Genomic DNA, 17,357 nt, shown 5'->3' with positions numbered 1-17,357 from the left:
CCCGCAATCAGCGGATGATCACGAAACTCTCCGGCGGGATCACGCCGCTCACTGCCGATGAAAGCAGAATTTCGCCTTCCGGGCGTGGCACATCCGTCTTACCCAGGTTACAGATGAGCCGGATCGCCCCTCGGTGCAACGTGACCACCCGATCGTCCTGGTCGACCGAGAACGAGTCCAGCCGTGGATCGGACAGCTCAGGGTGTTTGCGGCGCAAGGCAATCAGCATTTTGTAGGTTTCCAGCACGGCTTCGTGCGCTGGATCGTCCAGTTCGGACCAGTCGAGCCGGGAGTTCACCACCGTCCGCGGGTCGATCGGGTCAGGGACCTCGGATTCGCCCCAGCCGTGGTCGGCGAATTCCTTACGTCGCCCGGTCCGGACCGCGTCGGCAAGGCCGGGATCGTGGAACGACGCGAAGAACTGCCAAGGTGTCGAAGCCGCCCACTCCTCGCCCATGAAAACCATTGGGGTGTAAGGAGAGCAGAACATGATCGCGGCGCCGCAGGCGAGCACACCCGGTGAGACCGAGGCCGCCATCCGGTCGCCGGTGGCGCGGTTGCCGATCTGGTCGTGGTTCTGCAGGAAGCACAGGAACCGGTGGCCTGGCGTCACCGCTTTGTTGATGGGACGGCCGTGCGTGCGGTCACGGAAGGACGACCATGTTCCAGCGTGGAAGAAAGCGTTCTCCAGCGTGGTCTTCAAAGCGTTGGGCGCGGCGAAATCCTTGTAGTAGCCCTGTGTTTCGCCCGTCAGGAACACGTGCAGGGCGTGGTGCAGGTCGTCGCACCATTGCGCCGCGAGGCCGTAGCCGCCGGCGGCACGCGGTGTGACGTGCCGTGGATCGTTCAGGTCCGACTCGGCGATCAAGGACAGCGGCCGCTGCAGACCGGCGGCCAGAGCGTCGACTTCCTGAGCCATTTCCTCAAGGAGATGAGTGGCCCGGGTGTCCACAATGGCGTGAATGGCGTCCAGGCGCAGCCCGTCGACGTGGAAGTCGCGGAACCACATCAGCGCGTTGTCCAGCACGTACCTGCGGACCTCGTCGGATCCGGGACCGGTGACGTTCAATGCCGGACCCCACAGGTTCCGGCCCGCGAAATACGGCCCGAACCGGTCCAGAAAGGCGCCAGAAGGGCCCATGTGGTTGTAGACGACGTCCAAAACCACGCCAAGACCCCGGGAATGCGCCGCGTCGACGAACCGCTTGAACCCGTCTGGGCCGCCATAAGGCTCGTGAACGGCGCCCCACAAAACGCCGTCATAACCCCAACCCGTTGTGCCGTCAAAGGAATTGACGGGCATCACCTCGACGAGGTCGACGCCTAAGTCGACGAGGTGATCAAGCTTGGTGATCGCCGAGTCGAAAGTGCCTTCAGGCGTGAAAGTCCCGATGTGCAGCTCGTACAGCACGCTTCCGGGCAACGCGCGACCCGTCCAACCCTGGTCGGTCCACGGGAAAGCGCTGTGGTCATAGACCTGGGACGGCCCGAAAACGCCGTCCGGCTGGCGCAGCGAACGCGGGTCTGGCAGCGGTGTCTCGTCGTCGTCCACGAAGAACGAATAGTCGGTCCCGGCGACCTCGGCGTGCCACCAGCCGCCGGAATCCTCATTCATCGGGTGGAGTTCACCGTCGACCCGCACACGCACCCTTGAATGGCCCGGAGCCCACACAGAGAAGCTCACGCGTCCCCCTGCACCAGAACGGCCACCGGGTAGGTGGCGAACAGCTCAGACACCAAAACCTCTCGTGAGTGGTTATCAGGGTTAGAACCCGCATAACCACTCACGAGGGAATCAGTCCAGGGTCCGTCCAGTTTCACCTTCGTGTCGCGCCATCCCCCAGAGCGCGCCAGCCCCAGGGGCAGGCGGGTGGCCAGGGCGATCAGGCCGTTGCGGGCGAAGCCGACCAGGTGGTCGGCCGCTGGGCCGGATGCGGTGATGGGTGCGTAGCCGGTGAAGAGTTCGGGGTTTTCCCAGCGCAGGCGCAGGATCCGGGACACGATGTGGAGTTTGGCCGCGCCCGATTCGTCGATCGGGGGCAGGGTCTCTTCGGCTTCGGCGAGGATCTGGCGGCGCAGTTCGAAGTCCACCGGGCGCCGGTTGTCCGGGTCGACCAGGGAGTAGTCCCACAGCTCGGTGCCTTGGTACACGTCCGGCACACCGGGCATGGCCAGTTGGATAACCTTCTGTCCCAACGAGTTCGACCATCCCGCGGCACGGATCTGTGACACGAATTCGTCGATCTCTTCGCCGAGTTCGGCGAGCACACGCGCGGGCCACGCGGCGACCTCGGCGTCGAACTCCGCGTTACGGTCGGTCCAGCTGGTCGCGATCTTGGCTTCCCGCGAGGCTTTCTCCAAATAGGCCTGCAAACGGGACTCACTGATCGGCCACGCGCCCACGATCGTCTGCCACGCCAACAGGTTCAGCGTCGGCTCGGACAGCCCAGCCTTGGCGGTCCAGCGTCGCACCAAGTCCGCGAACTCGGCCGGGATCTCTGACAGCACGGCAAGTCGGGCCCGCACGTCCTCGGATCGCTTGGTGTCGTGTGTGGACAGTGTGGTCATCGAGGTTTCGACGGCCTCGGCCATCTTGGTGTGAAACTCGGAAACCGGGACGCCGAAGCGGCCGGGATCGCTGCCGACCTCGTTCAACGCGACGAACCTGTTGTACCGGTAGAAGGTCGTGTCCTCGACGCCCTTGGCCATCACCATCGCCGCTGTCTGCTCGACCCGGGAGGTCAACTCCCCACCTGGCTGCGCAAGCATTTGCTCAGCGATGGTCCCCGATGGCAGATTCGCGGCAACCCCATCGGCCACATAGGACCGATAGACCGGGAACCGAGGAAGGAACGAGATAACCTCGGACTCGTCGACACCGAGCCGCGAGATCCGCCGGACCTCGGCACGCAACAAGTTCTCGGCAACCCACCGCTTGCGATCCAGTTCCATCGCAACAAGGTCCTGATCGCCCGCCAGCGAGGAGAAACCAGCCTCACCGGCCGGATCGATGAACAGCCCACAGACAAGCCGAAGCTTGTCGTATCCGGTCGTGCCATGCACGGGCCAGGTGGACGGCAGAACCTCATCCGCCCCAAGGATCTTCTCGACCACGAGCCACGCGGACGGCGCCGCCGCACGCAACCGCCGCAGGTACTCCCCCGGGTTGGCCAGGCCATCCGGGTGATCGATCCGCAGCCCGGTGACCTCCAGATTCGAGATCCACCGCAGCACAGCCGAATGCGTGGCCTCGAAAACCTCAGGATCCTCAACCCGAACCGCGGCCAGCGTGGTGATGTCGAAGAACCGCCGGTAGTTCAGCTCCGAGTTGGCCCGGCGCCAGTTCACCAGGCGATAATGCTGCCGCTCGTGAACTTCCTGGGCGGTCCCGCCCGAAGTCCCCTCGGCAATCGGGAACCGATGTTCGAAGTACCGCAGCTCGCCATCCACAATAGACAAATCATCGAGCGAATCCGACCCGAGTACGGGTACGAGCAGCGGCCCGACTTCCCAGTCGATGTCGAAATACGAGGCGTAGTCCGAAGAACGGCCATTCGCCAGTACGTCCCACCACCACGGGTTCGCTGGCGGGTCGGCGATGCCCATGTGGTTGGGCACGATGTCGATGACCAGTCCCAGCTCCAGCTCCTGCAACTCGCCGACCAGACGCATCCGCGCGTCCTCGCCGCCAAGCGCCGGCGAAGCGATGGTCGGGTCCACCACGTCGTAGCCGTGCGTGGATCCTGGCGTCGCGGCCAGCACTGGTGACGCGTACACCGCGCCGACGCCCAGTGCGGCAAGGTAGTCCGCGATCTCGGCGACATGCTCGAACGTCATGTCCGGCCCGAGTTGCAGCCGGTAGGTGGAGCTGGGAATCATCTATTCTTCTTCCTCGGCTCGTTCCAGCACGACCAGGGACCGGGCAGCGACCGTCAACGTGGACTTGGCCGGGATCGTCGGTCCAGCAGCGACTTCCCCGGTCGCGGTGTCCACAACCACTGTCCATTTCTCGGCGTAGTCGCCGTTGGGCAGGGTCACGTCGATGTCTTCGTGATGGGCGTTGAAACACAACAGGAACGAGTCGTCGGTGACCTGTTCGCCGCGCTGGTCGAGATCCGCGATGCCTTCGCCGTTGAGGAACACGACGATGCACCGGCCGAACCCGGATTCCCAGTCCTGCTCGGTCATTTCCTGACCGGACGGGGTGAACCAGCCGATGTCACGCAGCTCGTCGTCCTTGCGGATCGGGCGTCCGGCGAAGAACCGGCGACGCCGGAACACCGGGTGGTGACGGCGAAGTTTGGTCAACGCGGACGTGAACGACTTGAGGTCACCGAAATCCTCGGCCCGTTCCCAGTCCACCCACGAGATCTCGTTGTCCTGGCAGTAGGCGTTGTTGTTGCCGCCCTGGGTGCGGCCGATCTCGTCACCGGCGACCAGCATCGGCACGCCCTGCGACAGCATCAGCGTCGCCAGCATGTTCCGACGCTGTTTTGCCCGCAACGAAAGGATTTCAGCATCTTCCGTCGGGCCTTCGGCGCCGCAGTTCCACGACCGGTTGTCGTTGGCGCCGTCGCGGTTTTCCTCGCCGTTGGCTTCGTTGTGCTTGTCGTTGTACGACACCAAGTCGTTCAACGTGAAGCCGTCGTGCGCGGTGACGAAGTTGATCGACGCGAACGGCCTGCGCCCGTCATCCTGGTACAGGTCCGACGAACCCGTGATCCGAGAAGCGAACTCGCCGAGCGTCGCGGGCTCACCGCGCCAGAAATCCCGGACGGTGTCACGGAATTGGCCGTTCCACTCCGTCCACAGTGGAGGGAAGTTGCCGACCTGGTAGCCACCGGGGCCGACGTCCCACGGCTCGGCGATCAGCTTGACCTGGCTGATCACCGGGTCCTGCTGGACGATGTCGAAGAACGCGGACAGCCGGTCCACGTCGTAGAACTCGCGGGCGAGCGTCGCGGCGAGGTCGAACCGGAACCCGTCGACGTGCATCTCGGTCACCCAGTAGCGCAACGAATCCATGATCAGCTGCAGGGTGTGCGGGTTGCGGACGTTCAGCGAGTTGCCGGTGCCGGTGTAGTCCATGTAGAACCGGCGGTCGTCGTCGACGAGCCGGTAGTACGCCTCGTTGTCGATGCCGCGCATGGACAGCGTCGGCCCGAGGTGGTTGCCCTCGGCGGTGTGGTTGTAGACCACGTCGAGAATGACCTCGATGTCCGCTTCGTGCAGGTCACGGACCATCGCCTTGAACTCCTGCACCTGGTTGCCCCGGCCGGTGGCCGAGTACGCGGAGTGCGGAGCGAAGAACCCGATCGTGTTGTAGCCCCAGTAGTTGCGCAGGCCACGCTCGGACAGCGCGTGGTCGGTGATGAACTGGTGCACCGGCATCAGCTCGACCGCGGTCACGCCCAGCTTCTTCAGGTGCTCGATGATCACCGGATGCGCGAGGCCGGCGTACGTGCCACGGATTTCCTCTGGCACGAAAGGATGTTGAAGAGTCAACCCGCGGACGTGCGCCTCGTAGATCACCGACTCGTTGTACGGAGTCTTCGGGTGCCGGTCGTTGCCCCAGTCGAAGTACGGACTGACCACCACGCCCATCGGCACGTGACCAGCGGAGTCGCCGTCATTTCGCCCGTCAGGGTCACCGAACGGATAAGCGAACAAAGACTCGTGCCAGTCGACGTTGCTGCCCGCGATCGCCTTGGCGTACGGGTCCAGCAGCAGCTTGTTCGGGTTGCAGCGCATCCCGTTGGCCGGGTCGTACGGCCCGTGCACGCGGTAACCGTACAGCTGACCTGGGCCGATGGTCGGCAGGTAGCCGTGGTGCACGAACCCGTCCACCTCAGGCAGCTTGATCCGCGTCTCCCTGCCGTCGTCGTCGATCAGGCACAGCTCGACGAACTCAGCTACCTCGGAGAACAGCGCGAAATTGGTCCCGGCGCCGTCATACGTGGCGCCGAGTGGATAAGGGGATCCGGGCCAGGGCCGCACACTCGCTCCTCGTGTTGCTTTGCGATGACCCTAGAAGAGAGCCACGCGGTACACATCAGGGGCACGTGCGATGTCACCCAGGGTTGGCGTTCTCCGTCAGAGCGTGCACGACCCGCTGGACAACGGGATGTGCGAACAACTGCTCCACCGGCACGGACAGCGGGATTCGCCAGTTCGGGTACTCGTCGACTGTTCCTGGCAGGTTGGGTTGTCGCAGGTCACCGAGCGCGTCCGGGGGCGATGTGAGAATCAACGCGCTGCGGGCGCGGGTGAGCACTGCGTGCATGGCGACCAGGATGTCGTCTTCACTCGCGTCAGGCGACTCCAATACGCCTTCCTTCACCAAGAAGTCGATCAGGTCACGCCGTTCGGCCGCCACCCGTTCGTACTCCTTCGCCTGATCGTTGACGAGCCCGAGTCCGGTGCGGACGCGGACGTTCTCGGCTTCGAGGAATCCGGCGGCGGTCGGCAGGTCGTGGGTGGAGATGCTGGCCATGGAAGCGGGTTCCCACGAACGGATGGGCACAAACGGGTGACCAGCGGTTTCGTAGTCACGCTGGAAATACAGCACGGCTGAGGACAGCATCCCTCGTTCGTGCAGTGTCCGCGTGACGTGCGGCTGGACGGTCCCGAGGTCCTCGCCGACCACCACGGCGTCGTGCCGGTGGGCCTCCAGCGCGAGGATGCCCAGCATCGCCTCGGAGTCATAGTGCACGTACGTGCCACGGCTCGGCGGTTCGCCCGGCGGGATCCACCACAGCCGCCACAGCCCTGCGACGTGGTCGACGCGGATACCGTCGCCGTGCTTGAGCACGCTTCGTAAAACTTCGATGAAAGGTTGGTATCCGGCCGCGGCGAGCCTGTCCGGGCGCCATGGCGGCAGTCGCCAGTCCTGGCCTTGCTGGCTGAACGCGTCCGGCGGCGCGCCGACCGTGACACGCGGCGCGAGCACGTCCTGCAGCGCCCAGGCGTCCGCTCCGCCGAGATCCACGCCCACCGGCAAGTCGTGCACGATGCCCACAGACATGTCGCGCGCGGCGGCACGGGCCGTGCCCAACTGCGTCTCGCAGACCTCTTGGAGCCAGGCGTGGAACGCGATCCGCGGCGCCAGTTCGCGGCGCGCGGCAGCGACATCGGGACTGTCCGGGTGGCGCAGAGAAGAAGGCCATTCACGCCAGTCGCCGCCGTGTCGCTCGGCCAGCGCGCAGAAGGTCGCGTAATCACGCACACCGGGCTCAAGGTCGCGGATCTCCCCGGGCCACAACAGTTCCAGCGCAGCCAGCTTCGCGGCCCAGACCACGTCGTAGTCGATCAACTCGGCAGGCGGCCCTGGCGCCAGAGCAAGCACTTGCTCACGTACGGCCGGATCGGCTCGATGGAACTCCACGGTGTCGGTTACCTTGATATACAAGGGATTCGCGAACCTGCGGCTGGACGGCGAGTACGGCGAGCGGTTGACCGGCAGCGTCGGCACGATCGCCTGAACGGGGTTCACCAGCAGCACGCCAGCGCCCTGGTCATGGGCCTGCTTGGCGAAAGACGCCAAGTCGCCGTAATCGCCCATGCCCCACGACTCACGCGAGTACACGGCATACAGCTGCAGCATCCACCCCCACGCACGCGGAACATCCGGCATCCGCGCGGGCGTTACCGCGAGCGGGATTTCCCGGTCGTCGGTTTCCAAGACGTGCCAGCCCAACGGAAGGTCCGCGGGCAACCGGTCGGTGATCGCGATACGCGTGTCGTCTTCGGTGCGCAGCAACCCGGAACCGGTTTCGTAGCGAGTTCCTTGCCGGACAACGATCGTGTCCGGCAAGCCAGTGCGCGCGGCGGGCCCGGTTGGGTCCACTTCGAGCTGTTCCAAGATGGCCAGCACGACCGCACGGTCCACTTCGACCCGGCGCTGGTCCGCGTCCTCGTACCAGGTGGCTACGCCATGGGTGCGCGCCAGCGCCGCCAGATTCTCGTCGATATTTTCGCTCAGGACAGGTCCCTCGCCGACGGCGGGGTGAGCCGGTCGCGCGCAGTGGTCAACGCCACGCGGGCCTGGCTCAGTTCGGAGGCTTCGAGGTGGCGTTCGGCCGCATGCACGGCTTGCACCGCGGCAGCGACCATGCACGTCTCACCGATGGCCGCGGTGTGCGCGAGCGCACCGTGCAGATTGTCGTTGACCCGGCGCATCGCGCCGAGCATCTCGGTTCGCTCCGCCTGCGACACTTTCTGCAGATCCACGAGTGCGATGTCGACAGCACGGCGCAATTGCAGGCCTGGAGTCAGCGCTAGTATCGGCCGGGGCAACTCAGCACGTAACCGCCGGTGCTCCGGCGAGGTTCTCGGCTTCATCGCACCCACTGGTACGACAGAAGAACGCTGACGTGACACCGTGAACCACTCCCTTCCAACCGATCCCCGTTGGGAGGTTACCCCTGTTTTTCCCTAGCGGGACCCACCAACTGAGTCCTTCGCTCGAACGGTGAGAGCAGGGTTAACGGTCCGTTTCCGACGGGTATCGGCGGCCGTCTAGCCGTAGTCGAGCAGATCACCGAGTTCCTCGACGCGGGCGCGGACCTCGTCCGCGGTGAAGGTCAAATCATCAACGTGATCGCATGCCTCGACTTCTTGCCAGGTCACGGGGGTGGAAACGGTTGGCTGCGGCCGGGCGCGCAGCGAGTACGGCGCGATCGTGGTCTTGGCCGGACGGTTCTGGCTCCAGTCGATGAAGACCTTGCCGCCGCGCTGCGCCTTGGCCATCGTGGCGACAACTTGCCGCGGGTATTCGCGGGCCAGCCGCTCGGCCAGCTTGCGGGAATAGGTCCAAGTGTCCAGCTCGCCGGGCTCGACCGGCACATAGAGCTGCATTCCTTTGGAGCCACTGGTCTTCGGCCATGCCTCGTAGCCGCCTTCGGCCAGCTCCTCGCGCAGCCACAGCGCGACCTGGCAGCACTCGACCACGGTCGCGGGCGGACCGGGATCGAGGTCGAACACGAGCAGGTCTGGATCGTTTCCGATCCTCCACTGTGGAACGTGCAGCTCCAGTGCGGCCAAATTGGCCACCCACGCGAGCGTCGCGAGTTCCTCGATCACCACGAAGTCAAGGAATTCGTTGCCCTTGCTGCTGCCCGGCGTCGGCAGCCGCTCGGTGCGCACCCACTCCGGCGCGTGCCGTGCGACGTTCTTCTCGAAGAACGACTGGCCGTCGACCCCGTTGGGATACCGACGCAGGGTGACCGGACGATCCTTCAAATGTGGCAGCAGAACCGGCGCGATCCGGGCGTAGTAGTCGATCACCTGGCCCTTGGTGAACCCGGCCTCGGGATACAGCACCTTCTCCATATTGGTCAGCTTCAGCGTCCGGTCCTCGACCTTGACCAGCTGATCAGCCATTGAGCTCCACCTCGCCCGGCGACTTGTCCGGCCGCAGGCCGCGCCACACCGGGGCGCGCATCCGGCCGTCCGGCGTCCAGATCCGGAACACCACTTCCCCAACCAGCTCGGGCTCCACCCACTTGGCTCCCCTCGCTCGCTCCGGCGGCAGTTTTCCGTTGAACGGAGACGTCTTGCGGGCCAACGGACGTAACCGCTCGGTCAGCGACTCGAGATCGGCATCGGAGAAACCGGTGCCTACCGAACCCACGAACCGCAACCCGCCCTCTTCGGGTATCCCGAGCAGCAGCGCGCCAAGCACGCCCTCGCGACGGCCTTCACCGGGTCGCCAGCCGCCGATCACGACTTCCTGCGGCTGCACGTCGGTGATCTTGATCCACGCCGGGGACCGGCCAGGGATATAGCGAGAATCCAGCCGTTTGGCGATCACGCCTTCGAGGCCTTGTTCGCGACTGGCTGCGATCACCGCGTCACCCGCGCCGGGATACGACGGCGCGGTGTACCAATGACTGCCACGCAAACCGAGTTTCTCCAACAGAGCACGGCGATCGGCGAACGGCAGCTTCAGCAGCGACCGGCCTTCGAAATGCAGCAGATCGAACAGCAGCAGGCTGACTGGAACCTGGCTGACGAGTTTGCGGGCCTGCGCGGCGTTGCCGACGTGCATCCGCTTCTGCAGCTCGGCGAAGCTCGGTTTGCCGCCGGAGAACGCGACGATCTCACCGTCAAACCAGGCCTGTGCGCTGCCCAGTTCCTTGCCGAGCTCGGCGAGTTCCGGGTAGCTCGCCGTGACGTCGTTGCCGGCCCTGCTGAAGATCTGCAGCCTGCCGCCCTCGACCCGGACAAGCGCGCGCACGCCGTCCCACTTGAACTCGTACGCCCATTTGTCCTTCTGGTTGGCTGGCGGCATCGAGCCGACCGTGGCCAGCATCGGTTTCATCTCGTCAGGCAGCGGCTGCCAGTTCGGGTCCTGCGCGGCGCCGCGCCTGCGCACGATCCAGCCTTCGCTGCGCTTCAAGAATGTGAAGTGACCGTCAACCCGTTCGCCGTGCAGGATGACGTCGACTTCGTAGTCCTCCCATTTGAGCGTTTCGTACGTACCGCGGTCCCAGATGGTCATCTTCCCGGCGCCGTACTCGCCCTTCGGGATCACGCCTTCGAACGTGGCGTATTCCATCGGATGGTCTTCGGTATGCACAGCCAGCCGAACGGTCTTCGGATCGGTCGGCAGCCCCTTCGGTACCGCGAACGACACGAGCACGCCGCCACGTTCCAGCCGGACATCCCAGTGCAACTGGCGCGCGTGGTGTTCCTGGATCACGAAAATGACATCGTCGCTGTGTTCACTACGTCGGGGAGGCAACTCGGCGGCATCAGGAATGGGCTCGGGAGTGCGTGCGGCATCACGTTTGCGGCGATACTCGCTCAGATCTCCCGGCACAGGGACACCGTATCGGTTAAGCCGCCAACCCCGCTCCCCTGAGCCAATCCGGAGCGTCGACGCCCTGTTCCTCGCACCACTCCAGCATTCCTATCGTCCACAGTAGAGCGTGCACGACCACTTCGAGGGTCGATTCCAGATCGATGTCACGCAACGCGAGTTCGAGCTGGAACCTGGCGTCGTCCGGATGGCCGTTCAGCTCGGCCAGCAACGCGCGGATGGTCGCGCGCAGTGGCGGCTCGAGGTGGTCGATCGCCACCGCGTGGTCGGTGTCGTCACGGATGTCGACGGCGAAAAGCGTATGCGCGGGCACCTCGCCCGCCCGTAACGACACCATCTGAACCGCGGCGGAGATGAGCTCGCCGACTATCCGGTGCGGGCTCGGCCCGCCCTCCGCCTGCTCATCGAGCAGCCGGTCGAGGGCGTCGACCAGCCCGGCCGTGTCGCCGTCGCGTGCCATCGCCACGAGTGCTCTGGCCCGAGCCCGTGTCTGCACAAGCGGACACTCGTCGCTCATCTCTCGTCCACCTCCCCAGGCGTGCGGTTCACCTGGATGATCGGCGCGACACCCCTGGTAGTTACCCAGGTGAACGGTATTTCAACCATTCGACTTCCCAGCCATTACCCACCGTTACATGCGTTTGGTTCGCCGAGCCACGGGTTAACCAGCCAACCAGCAGTCACACGATTAGAGGGGCGGTGATCATGACTGCGGCCAACAAGTCCACCGTGGACAGTTCGGTTGACGTAGGCGACATCGAACTGAGAGTTCCCGCGGAGGCACGGTACCTGCCGATCATCAGGTCGCTCGCGGCCACGATCGCGATGCGCGAGGACTTCGACCTCGATTTCGTCGCCGATCTGAAGCTCGCGGTCGACGAGGCCTGCTCGATGCTGGCAGGCTCGGCATGGCCGGGAACCGAGCTGCGGTGCCGTTTCCGGGTCACCGACGACACGATCGGCATGCAGGCTTCCGCTTTGTCCACAGTGGACGCCCTGCTTGACACCGATTCGTTCGGTTGGCGGGTGCTCACGACACTCGCCGACACCGCCAGCACACGAGTCGAGCAGGTCCCGGGTGGGTACCGAGTGCTGATCGAGCTGGCCAAGCGCGGCAGAGGTGGGGCGTGACGACACGAGCGAGGACCAAGAACGGCTACGAGCACCTGACGCCGCTGTTCCACGAGCTCGCCGGGCTTGACCAGGACGACCCGCGCCGGATAGCGCTGCGCGACGAACTGGTGACCGGGCACCTGCCGGTCGCCGAGCACATCGCCAGGCGGTTCTCCCACCGTGGCGAGTCGAACGAAGACCTCGTCCAGGTCGCCACGGTCGGGTTGATCAACGCGGTCGACCGCTTCGATCCCAACCGTGGCACGGACTTCCTGTCATTCGCGGTGCCGACCGTGATGGGTGAGATCCGCAGGTACTTCCGTGACTCCAGTTGGTCTGTGCGCGTACCGCGACGGCTGAAGGAACTCCACCTGGCGATCACGGCGGCAGGCAACGAGTTGTCACAGCAACTGGGTCGCGCGCCAACCCCGAGCGAGATCGCGACCCGTCTCGGCATGAGCAAAGACGAGGTGTACGAAGGGCTTGAGGCAGGCAACGCGTACCACTCGGTATCACTTGACGACATGCTGACGCAGGATTCGGACAACACGTCACTCGGCGAGATGCTCGGAGAACCGGACGCGGCGATGGAAGGCGTGGAGAACCACGAGTCGCTGCTGCCGCTCGTGCGTGACCTGCCGGAGCGGGAACGGACCATCCTGTTGTTGCGGTTCTTCGGGAACCTCACCCAGACCCAGATCGCGGAGAAGATCGGCATCTCGCAGATGCACGTATCCCGCCTGCTGGCCCGCACCCTCCAGAAGCTGCGCGACGGGATGCTCGAAGAAGAGGCGTAGTCAGTCCACTTCGCATAGTCGCAAGTGGACAACGCAGGCACCCTGCGGTTGCCCCGATGGTGACCGACATTGAGGTCGAGGCGATGACTCTGGCGCCGATTCTGATGTCTTGTGTGGCGGTGCTGACAACAGTGACCCTGCTCCTGCTTTTGCGTTACGCCGACGCGAAGACCAAGCCGAAAGGCCTCCGGATCACATCAGGGGTCTGCACCGTGCTCACGTTCGTCGCGGGCGTTGCATTGATCATCACCGCGCTGACGAGTTGGATCGCAACGGAGCACCGATGGATGACCTCACGCGTTGCCGGGGTCACCGGCGTAGCGCCGCGGGGCCAGAGCCCGTCCACCGGGTAGTGGCGGGCTCTTTGAACGATGTTCGTCCTAACCGTGCATTTCGCGCTTGTAATACGTGTTGTTGTGATCGTTGCCTGTTGCTATCGCGTATACGTCGTTATCCACGACGCTCAGGCCGACGTCCCACCGACTGTGCCAACCAGCCAGATCTGGCGTCCAGCTTGTCCCTGGAATGCCGCGCTGATCCATATGGTTGAACCAGATGCTGGCGTCGGGGCTCTGGTTGCCAGCGCAGTAGGGCCGGATGATGTTGTTGCCGCGATCGCGGGTGTTCCCACGCTCACCCCACCAAGTGACGTCCAGCCACTCCAGTTACTACCGGCATTCCGTGACCGGTGGGCGGCGTAAACCTGGGCGTCCACGCCCGTGTGGGCGACAAAAATCATCTGGCTCTGCGGTTCGTATCCCCTCGCTGAGCGTGCCAGCCGTCTGGATGTGTTCCGGGTGCCAGTTGCCCTCTTCGCCGGGTTGGGCAGCAGTCGCTGCGAATGCGGGACTCGCCGCAGCAGCGCTACCGAAAAGGCGGCCACAAGAGTGGTCGGCCATCGCCCCTTTTTCACTGAAAACATGGAGTTTCCATTGCTGGGGTTGACGATCAGCATCTCACTAGTCGACTTCGATCACGATGGTCGCGAAGTCGGCACGGTGGCAACGTGGATCGCCTATCGATGAACCTCGATACCCGCCGCAATGCCCAAAAGTTCCCATGCCCAAAGGAACGGTAATTTGTTTCGCCGCCATTCCATGGCGCCGGATGTCAAGCGTCAAACACCGGGTAAACCGGCCATCCCGGCGCGGCGAAATTCCCGTTTCGGTACCAGATGAAAAGAGGACCGCGGACGCAAAGCCTGCGAGCCTCGGTCCGGGATGTGCGTGTGGCAGTCGTCGCGCGGCCTACCGCGGATGTGCGGCATTCCGGGAAACCCCCAGCTCCCCGGAACACCGCCACGACTCAGCTACCGTGAATCGCATATCCCCATGATTCATCTCAGCTCATGGGAGAGTCTATCGGCGCCGGCCGCCGTGTCAACTAGCATGAATGTCACAGGTAGTCGGATTCACGTGAGCTGCTGGGGGAGGATCGAGATGACCGAGGGCACGGCTCCGACGCTTGCCGCCAAGATCGACAAGCTGTTCCAGATCGTCCGCAGGCCCGATGGTGAGCAGTACACCAACGAGGAGGTCGCGGCCGCGTGCCGGGAGGCGACCGGCGAAAGCTTCTCCGCGACGTACCTCTGGCAGCTGCGCACCGGCCGCCGGGACAATCCCACCAAGCGGCACATGGAAGCGCTTGCGGAGTTCTTCGACGTGCCCGTCGCGTACTTCTTCGACGACGACCAGGGCAAGCAGATCCATGCCGAGCTCGAACTGCTTGGCGCGCTGCGCAATGCCGAGGTCCGCAATGTCGCGCTGCGCGCCGTGAACCTGTCCGAGGACGGGCTCGGCACGATCAACGACATGATCGACGCGATCGCCAAGCGTGAGGCCAAACGGCGCGCGGATGACTGATCGCCCGGCGTTACGCTGGTCGATGTGCCGGCGGCTCGCCGTCGGCTGGTGGTCGATCACGGGGGTGAACGTGGCGCTGGAAGATCTGCGTCGACGCTGTGAACAGCTGGCCGAGAGTCTGCCCATCCCTCAGCCGTTCAGCGCCGAGGCGTTCGTCGCCGCGCTCGTCGAGCACCGCGGCAGGCGGATCGAACTGGTCGGGATGGCCGCCAAACGGGACACTCCGTGCGGCATGTTCGTCGAGACGCCGGACGCCGACTACATCTTCTACGCGTCCAACACCACCCGGCTGCACCAGGAGCACATCATCGCCCACGAGATCGGGCACCTGCTGTGCGGCCACAAAGGAACGAGCGCGCTGCCAGAAGCGGTCACCGCGCTGCTGATGAAGAACCTGTCCGCCAAGCTGATCAGCCGGGTGCTCGGCCGCACGGTGTACTCCGAGGCCGAGGAGACCGAAGCGGAGATGCTGGCATCTGTCATCCTGATCCGCGGCGGCCTCGCCCGCCCGACGCACCCGGTCAACCCTGAGCTCGCGGGTGGCCTCGACCGACTCGGATCAATTTTCGGATAGGTGGCTCACGCGTGGTCGATTACGTGAAGTACGCCGTCGGCGTGCTTTGCCTGGTCATCGCTGTCTTCAAAGCCAGGCAAGGGACCGTGAACACCGCGGCGCGCTACGCCGTGGCCTGCTTCGCGCTGCTCGGGCTCGCCGCTTTCGCGATCGCGCCGGGCACGTTGCGGCTCATCCACACCTTCGAGCCGCTGCCGAACTTCGGCCGCTGGATCGGCAACGGCCTGGTGATCGTGGCCGGGTGGTGCGTGATCGCGATCCTCGCGTACACCGTGCGGGAAGGGGCGCGGGCGCGCCGCCTTGTCGTGCTGCACGGGGTGATCGCTGGTTTGGTCGTGCTCGCGATGGGTGTTCTGCTGTTCGCGGGCGACACCCAGTTCGAGATCGAGTTCGTGACCGTCTACGGCAACAGGCCCACGATTGCCGCGTACCTCACGTTGTTCAGCGCCTACTGTGCGGCGGGTCTTGGCGCGTTCGTGGCACTGATTCGCCGCTATTCAGCCGCAGCAACGGATCGCGCCCTGCGCGTCGGGTTGAACATCATGATGCTGGGTGCTTTCGCCGGTCTGCTGTGGGCGTTGTGGAAGACCGTTGTTCTCGTCATCAACCGGCTCAGTGCGTCTCCTGTGGCGGCCGAGGCTGAGGTGACCGCGCTGCTGTCGTCGACCGCCGCGGCGCTGATCGCCGTCGGTGGTGTGGTGCCGCTGGTTGCCCGACCGATACGGCGCGCGCGGACGGCCCGTCGCCTGCGGGCGCTTGAGCCATTGTGGAGCGAGCTGCACGGCGTGTTGCCGGAGATCAAGCTGGCGGTCGATGACGACGACTTCGGCGTCTACCGTCGCGTGATTGAGATTCGTGACGCGAACCTGGCTCTCCGCGCGTACTGCCATCCTGAGGTTCGCGCTTGGGCAACCGAAGCCGCGCAACAGCGAGGCATTACGGGTGACCAGATAGAGGTTCTGGTTGAGGCTGCGGTGACCGCTAGCGCGATCGAGGCGCACGCGGCGGGCGTTCGCTATCACCCGGACCCGCGTACCGCCGAGAGTCCGAACGCTGGCACGGGAGACATCAATGCGGAGCGGGACTGGCTGATCCGCGTCTCGCAGGCCTTCGCCAAGGACCCGACTGTCAGGGACATCCGCGAGCGCGTGCGCACCGAGGTCACTTCAACGGCAGCACGGCCAGTTCCTCCCACCTGAACTGGAAAAGCTCACGGTCCACGAGCACGTCCACCAGGCGCACGGTGTCGACTGTGAGCGTCGCGCGCAGGTCCGTGGCGTGCCGGAGTTTGTCCTGGATGATTCCTGAGTCGCCGTCGCCTGTGGCGTACGCGAGCGTGATGTGCGGCCGGTTGTTGGCGTATTTCACGGCTTCCGGCCCGAACATCTGCCCTGCCGCAGCCTTCACCCGCCCGACCAACGTCACGAAGTCCTTGTCGGGCACCATGTCCAGGGTCACTGTGCCCCGGCCCGCGACCGCTGGCCCGCAGGTCACGGTAAAAGAGGGTACGTCGGAAACGGCCTGCTTGAGGCGGTCGATCAGCTCCGCGCGCTGGTCGGCGGGCACGTCACTGGCAGGCACGCCGTCGAGGACCATCATCGTCGAGTGCAGCCACTCAACCGGTTGCCGCGCAACGCAATCCAGGCTGTCGAGGACAGCAGCGTAGGCGTCGACCAGCGGTTTGATCTCGGCGGGGTCGGGCACGAAGTAGACGTGCAGCTTCGTCCAGTCCTCGGGCCAGCGCAGCTTCAGCTGCTCAACCATGAACGTGTCCACAGTGACACAACGTATCCGACCGGGGGGACCGTCCTGTCAGGCAGCGGGTTGGTGTTGTTCGCGGGTCCGCTTGGAGAAGATCGCGCGGCGTTCGTCCTCGTCCATTCCGCCCCAGACGCCGAATGGCTCACGGGCCCGCAGCGCGTGCTGGCGGCACTGCACGATCACCGGGCAGGCCTGGCAGACCTGCTTGGCCTTGGCCTGACGGGTCCGCCGCGCCGGGCCGCGCTCGTTGTCCGGGTGGAAGAAGACAGCAGACTCCTGACCACGGCAGCTGCCTTCCAGCTGCCAGTCCCACTGCTCGACCACAGGCTTTGGCAGTCGCTTCGTGTACGTCATGGTGTTCTCTCTCCCCACCCCGGTCATGTCCGTTGTGAGGCCCGGGTACCCAAGCTCGCGCGTGCCCTAACCAC

At 64.9% G+C, this 17,357-nt stretch carries 16 protein-coding genes; 6 read left to right on the top strand and 10 right to left on the bottom strand.

The window, feature by feature from the left end; translation table 11 throughout:
- Positions 1–7: 7 nt before the first annotated feature.
- From treZ to LWC34_RS44310, 8 genes are all read right to left on the bottom strand, one after another.
- On the bottom strand, positions 8–1,684 hold the full coding sequence (gene treZ / locus LWC34_RS44345) for a malto-oligosyltrehalose trehalohydrolase (protein ID WP_233731312.1): 1,677 nt from the start codon (positions 1,682–1,684) through the stop codon (positions 8–10).
- A complete protein-coding gene (gene treY / locus LWC34_RS44340) occupies positions 1,681–3,879 on the bottom strand; it encodes a malto-oligosyltrehalose synthase (protein ID WP_233731311.1) in 2,199 nt (732 codons plus the stop codon). Before treY ends, treZ begins: the two co-directional genes overlap by 4 nt.
- Positions 3,880–5,997: a glycogen debranching protein GlgX gene (gene glgX, locus LWC34_RS44335; RefSeq protein ID WP_233731310.1), complete on the bottom strand. Its 2,118-nt coding sequence runs from the start codon at positions 5,995–5,997 to the stop codon at positions 3,880–3,882.
- A gap of 73 nt (positions 5,998–6,070) precedes the next feature.
- Positions 6,071–7,969 (bottom strand): 4-alpha-glucanotransferase, encoded by a 1,899-nt coding sequence (malQ, locus tag LWC34_RS44330; RefSeq protein ID WP_233734051.1) that lies wholly within the window; start codon positions 7,967–7,969, stop codon positions 6,071–6,073.
- Between the two features lie 8 nt (positions 7,970–7,977).
- Complete coding sequence (locus LWC34_RS44325) at positions 7,978–8,340, bottom strand: hypothetical protein (protein ID WP_233731309.1); 363 nt, start codon at positions 8,338–8,340, stop codon at positions 7,978–7,980.
- 177 nt (positions 8,341–8,517) lie between these two features.
- Complete coding sequence (gene ligD / locus LWC34_RS44320; protein ID WP_233731308.1) at positions 8,518–9,381, bottom strand: non-homologous end-joining DNA ligase; 864 nt, start codon at positions 9,379–9,381, stop codon at positions 8,518–8,520.
- A complete protein-coding gene (gene ligD / locus LWC34_RS44315) occupies positions 9,374–10,822 on the bottom strand; it encodes a non-homologous end-joining DNA ligase (RefSeq protein ID WP_233731307.1) in 1,449 nt (482 codons plus the stop codon). Before ligD (LWC34_RS44315) ends, ligD (LWC34_RS44320) begins: the two co-directional genes overlap by 8 nt.
- A 16-nt stretch (positions 10,823–10,838) precedes the next feature.
- Positions 10,839–11,339, bottom strand: a complete 501-nt coding sequence (locus tag LWC34_RS44310; RefSeq protein WP_233731306.1) for a hypothetical protein — start codon at positions 11,337–11,339, stop codon at positions 10,839–10,841.
- A 188-nt stretch (positions 11,340–11,527) separates the two neighbouring features.
- Here LWC34_RS44310 and LWC34_RS44305 point away from each other — a divergent pair, with 188 nt between their 5' ends.
- The 6 genes from LWC34_RS44305 (at position 11,528) to LWC34_RS44280 (ending at position 16,367) form a co-directional block, all read left to right on the top strand.
- Positions 11,528–11,953, top strand: coding sequence for an ATP-binding protein (locus LWC34_RS44305; protein WP_233731305.1), 426 nt, complete (start codon positions 11,528–11,530; stop codon positions 11,951–11,953).
- Complete coding sequence (locus LWC34_RS44300; RefSeq protein WP_308200231.1) at positions 11,950–12,732, top strand: SigB/SigF/SigG family RNA polymerase sigma factor; 783 nt, start codon at positions 11,950–11,952, stop codon at positions 12,730–12,732. The genes LWC34_RS44305 and LWC34_RS44300 overlap by 4 nt, the downstream gene beginning before the upstream one ends.
- 56 nt (positions 12,733–12,788) lie before the next feature.
- On the top strand, positions 12,789–13,085 hold the full coding sequence (locus LWC34_RS44295) for a hypothetical protein (RefSeq protein WP_233731304.1): 297 nt from the start codon (positions 12,789–12,791) through the stop codon (positions 13,083–13,085).
- A gap of 1,086 nt (positions 13,086–14,171) precedes the next feature.
- Positions 14,172–14,594, top strand: coding sequence for an XRE family transcriptional regulator (locus LWC34_RS44290; protein WP_233731303.1), 423 nt, complete (start codon positions 14,172–14,174; stop codon positions 14,592–14,594).
- Positions 14,587–15,168: a M78 family metallopeptidase domain-containing protein gene (locus LWC34_RS44285; RefSeq protein ID WP_233731302.1), complete on the top strand. Its 582-nt coding sequence runs from the start codon at positions 14,587–14,589 to the stop codon at positions 15,166–15,168. The genes LWC34_RS44290 and LWC34_RS44285 overlap by 8 nt, the downstream gene beginning before the upstream one ends.
- A gap of 11 nt (positions 15,169–15,179) precedes the next feature.
- On the top strand, positions 15,180–16,367 hold the full coding sequence (locus LWC34_RS44280; protein WP_233731301.1) for an MAB_1171c family putative transporter: 1,188 nt from the start codon (positions 15,180–15,182) through the stop codon (positions 16,365–16,367).
- Here LWC34_RS44280 and LWC34_RS44275 read toward each other — a convergent pair.
- Together LWC34_RS44275 and LWC34_RS44270 are read right to left on the bottom strand one after the other, a co-directional pair.
- Positions 16,330–16,932, bottom strand: coding sequence for a 2'-5' RNA ligase family protein (locus tag LWC34_RS44275; protein WP_233731300.1), 603 nt, complete (start codon positions 16,930–16,932; stop codon positions 16,330–16,332). The two genes, LWC34_RS44280 and LWC34_RS44275, sit on opposite strands and share 38 nt — an antisense overlap.
- A gap of 48 nt (positions 16,933–16,980) precedes the next feature.
- Entirely contained in the window at positions 16,981–17,283 is a 303-nt protein-coding gene (locus LWC34_RS44270) for a WhiB family transcriptional regulator (RefSeq protein ID WP_233731299.1), read from the bottom strand.
- Positions 17,284–17,357 lie beyond the last annotated feature (74 nt).

The organism is Kibdelosporangium philippinense (genome assembly GCF_021390435.2).
GTDB lineage: Bacteria > Actinomycetota > Actinomycetes > Mycobacteriales > Pseudonocardiaceae > Kibdelosporangium > Kibdelosporangium philippinense.
The sequence above is the reverse complement of the archived record's forward strand: the minus strand, read 5'-3'. Positions and strand labels throughout refer to the sequence as shown.

Excerpts from the sequence above, each read along its gene's own strand:
- treY (WP_233731311.1), bottom strand. The coding sequence starts at position 3,879 with ATGATTCCCAGCTCCACCTACCGGCTGCAACTCGGGCCGGACATGACG.
- LWC34_RS44325 (WP_233731309.1), bottom strand. The coding sequence starts at position 8,340 with ATGAAGCCGAGAACCTCGCCGGAGCACCGGCGGTTACGTGCTGAGTTG.
- ligD (WP_233731308.1), bottom strand. The coding sequence starts at position 9,381 with ATGGCTGATCAGCTGGTCAAGGTCGAGGACCGGACGCTGAAGCTGACC.
- LWC34_RS44310 (WP_233731306.1), bottom strand. The coding sequence starts at position 11,339 with ATGAGCGACGAGTGTCCGCTTGTGCAGACACGGGCTCGGGCCAGAGCA.
- LWC34_RS44305 (WP_233731305.1), top strand. The coding sequence starts at position 11,528 with ATGACTGCGGCCAACAAGTCCACCGTGGACAGTTCGGTTGACGTAGGC.
- LWC34_RS44295 (WP_233731304.1), top strand. The coding sequence starts at position 12,789 with ATGGTGACCGACATTGAGGTCGAGGCGATGACTCTGGCGCCGATTCTG.
- LWC34_RS44290 (WP_233731303.1), top strand. The coding sequence starts at position 14,172 with ATGACCGAGGGCACGGCTCCGACGCTTGCCGCCAAGATCGACAAGCTG.
- LWC34_RS44285 (WP_233731302.1), top strand. The coding sequence starts at position 14,587 with ATGACTGATCGCCCGGCGTTACGCTGGTCGATGTGCCGGCGGCTCGCC.
- LWC34_RS44275 (WP_233731300.1), bottom strand. The coding sequence starts at position 16,932 with ATGGTTGAGCAGCTGAAGCTGCGCTGGCCCGAGGACTGGACGAAGCTG.
- LWC34_RS44270 (WP_233731299.1), bottom strand. The coding sequence starts at position 17,283 with ATGACGTACACGAAGCGACTGCCAAAGCCTGTGGTCGAGCAGTGGGAC.